This window comes from Clostridium sp., assembly GCF_016650095.1.
In the GTDB taxonomy this organism is placed as follows: domain Bacteria; phylum Bacillota; class Clostridia; order Clostridiales; family Clostridiaceae; genus Clostridium_AD.
The window spans coordinates 1-9,695 of sequence record NZ_JAENWL010000109.1 but is presented as its reverse complement, the minus strand read 5'-3'; the positions used below and the strand labels follow the sequence as shown (position 1 = coordinate 9,695).

The following is a 9,695-nucleotide window of genomic DNA, read 5'->3' as shown; positions in this document are numbered from 1 at the left end:
TTAGTTTATTCCACTTATTTTTATCCTTTTATTATTTAATTTCCAACTCATGTACTTTATATATAATAATGTTGTATTTATATTATACTTCATTATTTATCACCTAAAAAGCTAATTTGAAAATAAATACTAAATATATTCTACCCTGACGGCCTAATTTACTTATTATAACAATTCACCTAATTTTTTTTTTGCAAAACTCTTTTCTCATTATAGAAATACATAAAAATTGCTGCTGAAATAATAATTAATGTTCCCATAATACTTAAAAAGTCTGGAACTTCTGACCAAACTATAAATCCTATAATTGCAGAAAATACTATACTAGTATAGTCATAAATTGATACCTCTCCTGCTGGTGCATATCTATAAGCACTTGTTAACGCGAGTTGGCCAATACCCGCAAAAATCCCTATTCCTATTAAGTACATAAGCTGAATCAAAGTGGGTTTTTGATAAGATAGCATCATCAGTGGAAATATTACTACCACTGAAACAAAAGAAAAATAAAATACAATAGTTGAAGCTTTTTCTCTATCTCTTAAAAATCTAATTATAGTATAAGTAGATCCCGCACACATAGCAGATAGAAACCCTGAAAGTGAAGGAACAACTGAAAAATTAAATTGGGGCTTAATAATTAATAGAGCTCCCATAAATACAACGAATAATACCGGAATTTGAACTTTACTAAGTTTCTCCTTTAAAAATATTGCAGCAAATAAAGTCACAAAAAAAGGTGATATTTTATTTAACATACTTGCATCTGAAAGTACTAAATAATTTATTGCATAAAAACTTAATATTACGCCTAAAAGTCCTAATAATGATCTAGAAAGTAAATATTTCTGATTTTCTTTCTTTCCAAAAAAACTCACCTTGGTATTTCTTATCATAATGTATGCCATACCTAAACTTACTAGATTTCTATAAAAGACCTTTTCAAATAGTGGAATATCACCCGATAGTTTTACCATGGCCCCCATGATTGAAAATGCTAAAGCAGATATGAGCATAAGTGAAATAGCTTTTGGTTTGTTATCCATTCTTCACACCCTCTCAAATATGAGTTCATTTTTAAGCTTTCCTACTTGTCTTATAATATTCATTTTTCTAAAACAGTAAGTAATTTTTCTCGCCTTGCTTACATTAACTTTTAACACTTTTGCTAATTCTTTATTGGTAAAATTTTGTGATAGTTCTTCTGGTAGAAATATCAAGAAATCTTTTACTTCTCTAAATGTGATTTTTTGAGTTACCTCTACAAGCTTTCTATCCACAATACTAATACCTTTTCTTCTCCAACTTCCTTTGCCATCTTTGCATCTTATTTCTTCCACTCTAGTCATTAAGATTTCTAGTATAAAATTTTCTTCCGCCATCAAATCCGGTATTCTAATTAACTCATCAAATAAATCGGTAAGTTTTCCTTTTTTAGGCGATTTACGTCTTGTAATCACTGTGCCAATTTCCTCTGTTGTTACTATATATTTTTCAATAGCTATAGGATGTACAAGCATTACCTTATTGTACTTAATAAGTTCTCTAAGCTTTTTGCCAATGGCACTAAAATTTCTTGTTTGTATTTCTATTAATGCATCTTCTCTTACTAAATCAATTATATATTTATCTACTTTTACTTCTAATCTATCCCCCGGCACAGCATACCATTGCTTAATAGATGAGTGCAACGACTTCTCATTATTTATATTTATTCCTGTTTCCTCTAAAACATAGACTATATCTTCAGTTTCATTCATTTTTTCTCCTAACGCTTTACTAACATTTAAAATTTCTTATGAAATTCGCAAGCTTTTATTTATATTTATATTTATATTTATATGATAATTATAGCAGAAATGTTATATTACGCACATACTAATAGTGTATCAAAGCATTCTATAAAATAATATAATACTAGAAGGTGATGAAATATGAAAATTGCAATACTGTCTGATACTCATGTTAAAAAACATAGCGATAAACTTTTCAAATTAATAGATATTCTATCTAAAGAAGCTGATATGATAATTCATGCTGGCGATTATATTTCGCCCTGCGTAGTTTCAAAATTAAGAGAGCATAAGAACTTTGTTGGGGTGTGGGGAAATAATGATAAAGGATATATCCGAGATTTATTAAAAGAAAAAACTATCATAACTGTTGAAGGGTATAAAATTGGTTTATACCACGGTCATGGTAATTCCAAAAATACATTAGAAACAGCCTATGATAAATTTATTGACGATAAAGTAGATATAATCGTCTTTGGACACAGCCATCAACCACTGATTTTGACTAAAAACAAGATACTCATGATAAATCCAGGTTCACCCTCTTATAAAAGGCGTGAACCTTGGTATTCCTACGTTATTTTAGAAATACAAGATAAGAAAATAAATGTTCAATTAAAATTGTTTAATTAATATTTGTAGTTGTCTAGTCTAATAGAGATGAATAAGTGACCTCAAAAGAAAAAGCCTACCATTTTGGTAAGCTTTTTCTATATTAGTCCTCTTCTACTTCAGTAACTTCATATCCTATTTCTTCAATAGCCTCTGTGATATCATTATCTGTTACTTCATCATCAAATTCTGCTACTGCAAATTTTTCCTCTAAGTCAACTTTTACTTTACTAGCGCCAATATCTAGTAACGCTTCCTTTACATGACTTACACAATGTGAACAACTCATTCCATCAATATATATTTTTTTCTTCATTTAAAATTCCCCTTTCACTTCTTAATTTATATTATTATATATTTTAATTCTAAATTATATAATCAATAAGTCAACTTAAATTTATTTTATTCTTTAAATTATTTTCACCTTCATGTATTTGATACTACTAAGTCAAAATATAATTCAATAAAAGCCACCAAAATTGGTAAAAATTCAAGTGATATTGGTATACTTAATGTATTATATCCAATAGTTCGAAATAAATTCTCTTTAATTTTTTTCTTTAATTTTAATCTGCCTCTTCATTCCTGTAATTATAAACAACATTAGTCCTACTACTGCAATAATATCTCCTATACTTATGGCAAAATTCCTTAAGAAAGTTAAAGGAATGATATCTCCTAAAAACCATACCTTAGTATTTTCATTTATGAATGTATAAAGGCCTTCCCTACTTATATTTAAAGTTAGCCCAGCTATTTCTGCCGCTTTAGGACTAACTGGCATTGCCCCTCCATTTAAGAAAATCGGAATCGAATTTAACAAAAATCCAAATCCCATAAGTACAATATACTTATTTTTTCTATTAAAATAAATGAAAGCTACCAATAAAAGATACATGATAAAATTTAATATATATGTAAATATACCTATACTAAGAAATCCTTTGTTTATAGATATAACAATAAAAAATTCTATTAAGAAAGAAATAAAAACAAGATATGCTGCTTTTAAGTCTACATTTTCTAAATTTTTTATATTTCCTTTTAATATATATCCTAAAATCACCGCAAAAATTAAGGCTTCAATAAACATTTAAATCCCCACTTTATATTTTTTGTTTTTCTAATACTTTAAAATATGCCTCAACTACTTTCGGATGAAACTGACTTCCAGAGCATTTTTTCACTTCCTCTAGAACCATATCATGATTTAGAGCTTTTCTATAAGGTCTGTCTTTAGCCATAGCATCTATAGAATCTGCAAGTTGAACAATAAAAACATCAAGGCTTAACTCATCAGCTCTTTTAGCATCTGGATATCCTTTTCCGTCATATCGTTCATGGTGATGACGGATAATCGGTAATATATTTTCAAGATTTTTAATATCTTTTAAAATATTGTAGCCTATAAGTGGATGGTTTTTTATTGTATTGTATTCCTCATCAGTAAGTTTCCCAGGTTTATTCAATATGTGATCATCAATTCCAATCTTTCCAACATCGTGTAGAAGGGATGCCATATTTAATTGTTCAATTTTCCATTCTGAATATCTGAGTTCTTTTGCTATACTTGCTGTAATGTTAGCCACTCTTTTTGAATGTCCTTCTGTATATCTATCTCTTGCTTCTATAGCAATCACAAGCGCATCTACAGTTTCAACATATTGAGATTTTGTTTGAATATATAGGTAGAAAGTGTATCTCGCTAATACTATAGGCATTAGTACAAGGACAACACCGCCATAACTGTATAAATTGAATAAATAAGCTAAGAGTATACCGAATGGAGTCATAGCCAAAGTATTTAATAATACTAGTTTAAAATTGCTTATAAATGAGTATATAATGCCTTTTTTATTAGTAATTGAAAATACAATTGATATAATAAATGTATTAACTATATAAAATACAACACTGAACACAATAATTGGTAAGAAGTTATCATCTAATTTACCATTATAAGTAGTACCACCTACTAATTTATAAAAATAATTTCCATATATAATTGGTAATGTAAATCCACAACAATTAAATAGTGTTCCATAAAAAGGTGTGTTAAATATGTGCCTATATTTATTATTATATTTAGGTACTCTAAATGCAACTCCTAATACTAAGATTATTATTGCATTTGAGGCTCCAAATAAAATAAAAGAAGCAACTGTTATTGCAAAGCTTGTACTAAAAGAAATTTTTTTATAAATCACTGTAATGCTTTCTGTAAAAGCTGTTAAAAGTATAAAAAATACTAAAATATCAAATCTAATTGAAAAGAAATTTTTATATTCTGTTTTAAAGAAAAAGACGATGGATATAATTGTTATAAGATATATAGTTAAAATATACATTTTTAAATTCAACGGAAGTTTCTTCATTAGTTTCCTCCTATATATATTAAAGGCCGATAATCCTAAATTACCACATCCAACTAGCTGATGAACCACCAGCTATAGCAAGTGCTAATATAGCTAATAATATTGTAGTTAATTTTCTCATTATTAAAATCCCCCTTTGATTTAAATTAATAGGGCTACGCTATAACCTATCATATTCTAACTCCGCTAGGGTAAACATTCAAATAATAATTTTACAAACTAAGTTTTTGAAGAATAGTATGATATCGGCCTTTAAATCAAGTTAAGAGCCACTTAGTGGCTTTTCAACAACTCTTAAAGTTGTCAATTCATTTCCCTCGGTGTTGTAATGTTAACGAATCCAATAGGAGGTTAAACTGCTTCCGAAAATTTGTTTATATTATGGTTGTTCATTCTCCGCTTGTATAATTAAGAACTATTCGCCTTCTTAAATGTCGTTAAAATTTGTTCTTTTGTACTCTTCTATTTATAGCTGCTAAGGTTGCTTTTGCAATAGCTTCATTTATATCATTTTCTACAATTGCAGACCCTACCATGGTTTGTTCTGATTCATTTGTAACCATATTTACTAGCACCGATATAAATGTTATATTTTTATTAGTAGTGCTAATTACATCTTGCACATCAAATACATAAGCTTGTCCAAGAATCTTTTCTACAGCGTCAATAGTTGCCTTGGCTACTATTTTTTTTCTGTTTGCTGCAGTTTTAATTCCTACTTGAGTCACAAAGAATTCTACTTCTTCATATAGGAGCTTAACACTACACTCTAACATTTTTGCCTGCACGTCTAAGGAAATACCCCCAAATTTTATTCTTTTAATAGGGTCACAGTCATCTGTTTCAATTTGTGCAATGCTAATAACTTTTCTATCTATTCTATAGTCAAAAGATGTTAAAAGAATAGACTCAATATCTCTTACTATTTGCTTTGGCGCTCTTAACGTATTAGCCAGTATATGCATCTCTTGAATATCATTATCCTTATCTACTATTTTTGTACTAAGAACACCATTTATTTTATTTATAATTTCCCCAAAAGCATCAAAATCCATAATAAACACCTCACTCTTGTAATATTAATCAAAATATATCACATTCAGTAATCCTATACAAGTTTTTACATGTTATTTTTTTATAATATTCTTATTATTTAATATTAGCATATTATTACAAAATAATATATAAAAATCTCTCCTGATTTTGCTGTTTTTTTTCTTATTATATTAATGATAATTCACTAAATAGGTAGTGGATTTTTTATATGAATTCTATTATAATGTAATTAAACACTTTGCTTGGAATATACGTAGTATAACATTTTATCTATTATGTATATTTCATACATAATGTGTTTTCTTTTCTTATATTTCTTGAAAAACAAATATGATATTAATAATAATGTTTGTTAAAGACTTACTTTTCAAAATATTTCTTATAATAATTAATTCAATCCGTCTATACGTAATCATACATCTTAAAGGAGGTCTATATTAGTGTGTTCTAATTGCTTAAATCAAGAAAATTTCATAATTCTAGAAAAATTTATTAATTCTCTTCCAACCAAAGAAGGTGCTCTTATCGAAGTGCTTCACAAAGCACAAGGTTTGTTTGGCTACTTACCTCATGAAGTACAAGCCTTCGTATCAGAAAAGTTAAATATTCCAGTTTCAAAGGTTTATGGTGTTGTAACTTTCTATTCTTACTTCACTATTAATCCAAGAGGGGAGTACGTAGTGAATGTTTGCATGGGAACTGCTTGTTTCGTTAGGGGTTCCGCAGACGTACTTGAAGAGTTTGAAAAGAAGTTAAACATCAAAAATGGAGAGACAACTTCTGATGGCAAATTTACATTAGGCTCATTAAGATGTGTAGGAGCTTGCGGTCTTGCACCAGTAGTAACTATAAACGATAAGGTTTATGGCCATGTTACAGCAGAACAAGTAGATAAAATATTAGCTGATTACGCTACAAGCGATTACACTGAATAGGGGGAGAAGTATATTGAATAAAATTAATTCTTTTAATGAACTAAAAAGTATTCAAAATAGATATAATACATTACTAGAACTTAGGAAAATAAACGAAGAACTTGAGAAATCATCTGAAGGTAATAGGTGTACAAGGTATTTATCAGTTTGTGGTGGTACAGGATGCATGTCAGCTCAAAGTGAAGAAATATTAGCAAACCTACAAAAGGAAATCGCAGCTGCTGGACTATCTGATGAAGTTACTGCCCATATAACTGGTTGTTTTGGATTCTGTGAAAAAGGTCCAATAGTTAAGATTTCTCCTGACAATGTATTTTACGTTACTGTTAAACCAACTGACGCAGTGGAAATAGTTAAAGAGCACTTATTAAAAGGCAATGTTATAGATAGACTTTTATTTGAAGACCCAAGCGCAAAAGCAAAAATAAAAAGACAGGAAGATATGCCTTTTTATAAGAAGCAAGTAAGAATTGCGCTTAGAAACTGTGGACTCATTAACCCTGAAGACATAAACGAATACATTGCTGAAAACGGCTACTTAGCATTAGGTAAAGTAATTACAGAAATGTCTCAAGATGATATTATAAAATTAATGATTGATTCAGGACTTCGAGGAAGAGGCGGCGGCGGCTTCCCAACAGGTAAAAAATGGTCTTTTGCTAAAATGTACGATGCTGATCAAAAGTATATAATATGTAATGCTGATGAAGGTGACCCTGGTGCTTTTATGGACCGTTCTATTCTTGAAGGTGATCCTCACAGTGTTCTAGAAGCAATGGCAATAGCTGGTTATAGTATTGGTGCTTCAATTGGAAATATATATATTAGAGCAGAGTACCCTCTTGCAATTAGTAGGTTAAGAACAGCTATAGGTCAGGCTCGTTCATTAGGACTTCTTGGTAAAAACATTTTAGGAACTGATTTTAGCTTTGATATAGAAATTAAATATGGTGCTGGTGCTTTCGTATGTGGAGAAGAAACTGCATTAATTCAGTCAATTGAAGGTGAACGTGGAGAGCCCACTAATAAACCACCGTTCCCAGCTCAAAGTGGATTATGGAATAAACCAACTTGTGTTAACAATGTTGAAACTCTTGCAAATATTCCAGCTATCATTAATAAGGGTGCTGCGTGGTATAGTTCTATTGGAACAGCAACATCTAAAGGAACAAAAGTTTTCGCTCTTGCTGGCAAGATCAATAACGTTGGGCTGGTAGAAGTTCCAATGGGCACAACCCTTAGAGAAATTATATATGATATCGGTGGCGGAATTAAGAACGGTCGTGAATTTAAAGCTGTTCAAACAGGCGGTCCATCCGGTGGATGTATTACAGCAGAATTCTTAGATACCCCAATAGATTATGAATCACTTGGTGCTATAGGATCTATGATGGGTTCCGGCGGTATGATTGTTATGGATGAAGATAACTGCATGATTGATATTGCTAAATTCTACTTAGAATTCACTGTAGAAGAGTCTTGTGGTAAATGTACCCCTTGTAGAGTAGGAAATAAACGTCTTCTTGAAATGTTAGATAAGATTTCAAAAGGTAATGGAACAAAACTAGATTTACACAAGCTAAAATCACTTGCAAATACTATCAAAGATACTTCACTATGTGGCCTGGGACAAACTGCTCCAAATCCAGTATTAAGTACTATGAAATATTTCAAAGAAGAATATGAAGCTCACGTATACCAAAAAACTTGCCCTGCTGGAGTATGCAAAAATTTATTAAGATACACTATCACTGATAAATGTATCGGATGTACAAAATGTGCAAGACAATGTCCAGCTAACTGCATAAGTGGAAAAGTTAAAACAATACATGTTATTGACCAAGATAAATGTATTAAGTGTGGCGCATGCCTAGTTGCATGTCCAGTTAATGCGATTATAAAAAAATAATATGTTAATAAATTCAAAATATAAAAATATAAGAAAGAGGTGCACGCCGTGAGTTTAATTACTCTTACTATAAATGATAAAAAAATCCACGTAAAACAAGGCACAACTATTTTACAAGCTGCGAAAATGTTAAATATAGATATTCCAACATTATGTCATTTAAATATGCATGATGGGAAAACTACAAACCATCCAGGTTCTTGTAGAGTATGTGTTGTTGAAGTAATAGGTCGAAGAAACTTAGCCCCTGCCTGTTCAACTCCTGCTACAGAGGGAATGGATGTTAAGACAAACTCAATCAGAGCCATTAAAGCACGTAGAACTGTGCTTGAATTAATTCTATCTGACCACCCACAAGACTGCTTATTATGTGAGAGAAATACTAAGTGTGAATTACAACGGTTAGCAGCTGAACTGGGTATTCGTGAAATTCGCTATAAGGGCGAAATGTCAACTTATCCTATAGATAATTCAAGTAGTTCTATTGTTAGAGATCCAAATAAATGTATATTATGCAGACGTTGTGAAACTGTTTGTAATGAAATTCAAACTGTTGGAGCTATATCTGGTGTAGGCAGAGGGTTTGGCACTGTTGTATCCACTGCTTTTGCATTACCAATAGGAGAAACCACTTGTACTTTCTGTGGAAAATGTGTTTCTGTATGTCCAACTGGTGCATTAACAGAGGTTAATAATACTTCTAAAGTTTGGAATGCTCTTGACCAAACAGGAAAAGTTGTTGTTGTTCAAACTGCTCCTGCAGTTAGAGCTGCACTTGGTGAAGAATTTGGAATCGAGCAAGGTACTTCTGTTACCGGAAAAATGGTTGCCGCACTAAGAGCATTAGGCTTCACTAAAGTATTTGATACTGATTTTGCAGCTGACTTAACAATAATGGAAGAAGCTAGCGAATTTGCTCATAGGCTACAACATGGTGGAAAGCTTCCAATGCTTACAAGTTGTTGTCCTGCTTGGGTTAACTTCTTTGAACATCAATTTAGTGATTTATTAGATA

General features: G+C 30.7%; 10 protein-coding genes. 4 read left to right on the top strand and 6 right to left on the bottom strand.

Annotated features, from left to right (window positions below; translation table 11 throughout):
- Window positions 1-179: 179 nt before the first annotated feature.
- Window positions 180-1,046 (bottom strand): DMT family transporter, encoded by an 867-nt coding sequence (locus JJE11_RS08440; protein WP_291634516.1) that lies wholly within the window; start codon window positions 1,044-1,046, stop codon window positions 180-182.
- 3 nt (window positions 1,047-1,049) lie between these two features.
- On the bottom strand, window positions 1,050-1,760 hold the full coding sequence (locus JJE11_RS08435) for a hypothetical protein (RefSeq protein ID WP_291634514.1): 711 nt from the start codon (window positions 1,758-1,760) through the stop codon (window positions 1,050-1,052).
- 174 nt (window positions 1,761-1,934) lie between these two features.
- Here JJE11_RS08435 and JJE11_RS08430 point away from each other — a divergent pair, with 174 nt between their 5' ends.
- Complete coding sequence (locus JJE11_RS08430; RefSeq protein ID WP_291634511.1) at window positions 1,935-2,426, top strand: metallophosphoesterase family protein; 492 nt, start codon at window positions 1,935-1,937, stop codon at window positions 2,424-2,426.
- A gap of 82 nt (window positions 2,427-2,508) precedes the next feature.
- Here JJE11_RS08430 and JJE11_RS08425 read toward each other — a convergent pair whose 3' ends face one another.
- The 4 genes from JJE11_RS08425 to JJE11_RS08410 form a co-directional block, all read right to left on the bottom strand.
- Window positions 2,509-2,721 carry a cation transporter gene (locus JJE11_RS08425; RefSeq protein WP_291634509.1) on the bottom strand — a complete coding sequence of 71 codons (213 nt, stop codon included), beginning with the start codon at window positions 2,719-2,721 and terminating at the stop codon, window positions 2,509-2,511.
- A gap of 231 nt (window positions 2,722-2,952) precedes the next feature.
- Window positions 2,953-3,498 carry a DUF5317 domain-containing protein gene (locus JJE11_RS08420; protein ID WP_291634507.1) on the bottom strand — a complete coding sequence of 182 codons (546 nt, stop codon included), beginning with the start codon at window positions 3,496-3,498 and terminating at the stop codon, window positions 2,953-2,955.
- 13 nt (window positions 3,499-3,511) lie between these two features.
- A complete protein-coding gene (locus JJE11_RS08415) occupies window positions 3,512-4,780 on the bottom strand; it encodes an HD-GYP domain-containing protein (protein WP_291634505.1) in 1,269 nt (422 codons plus the stop codon).
- Window positions 4,781-5,217: 437 nt separating this feature from the next.
- Window positions 5,218-5,835 carry a hypothetical protein gene (locus JJE11_RS08410; protein WP_291634503.1) on the bottom strand — a complete coding sequence of 206 codons (618 nt, stop codon included), beginning with the start codon at window positions 5,833-5,835 and terminating at the stop codon, window positions 5,218-5,220.
- A gap of 441 nt (window positions 5,836-6,276) precedes the next feature.
- On the opposite strand from JJE11_RS08410, the gene nuoE reads away from it, so the two are divergent.
- The 3 genes from nuoE to JJE11_RS08395 form a co-directional block, all read left to right on the top strand.
- Window positions 6,277-6,771, top strand: a complete 495-nt coding sequence (gene nuoE / locus JJE11_RS08405; protein ID WP_291634501.1) for an NADH-quinone oxidoreductase subunit NuoE — start codon at window positions 6,277-6,279, stop codon at window positions 6,769-6,771.
- 13 nt (window positions 6,772-6,784) lie between these two features.
- Window positions 6,785-8,680 carry an NADH-quinone oxidoreductase subunit NuoF gene (locus JJE11_RS08400; protein ID WP_291634499.1) on the top strand — a complete coding sequence of 632 codons (1,896 nt, stop codon included), beginning with the start codon at window positions 6,785-6,787 and terminating at the stop codon, window positions 8,678-8,680.
- Window positions 8,681-8,728: 48 nt separating this feature from the next.
- On the top strand, window positions 8,729-9,695 hold a 967-nt coding region (locus JJE11_RS08395), incomplete at its 3' end, for a [Fe-Fe] hydrogenase large subunit C-terminal domain-containing protein (RefSeq protein WP_291634497.1).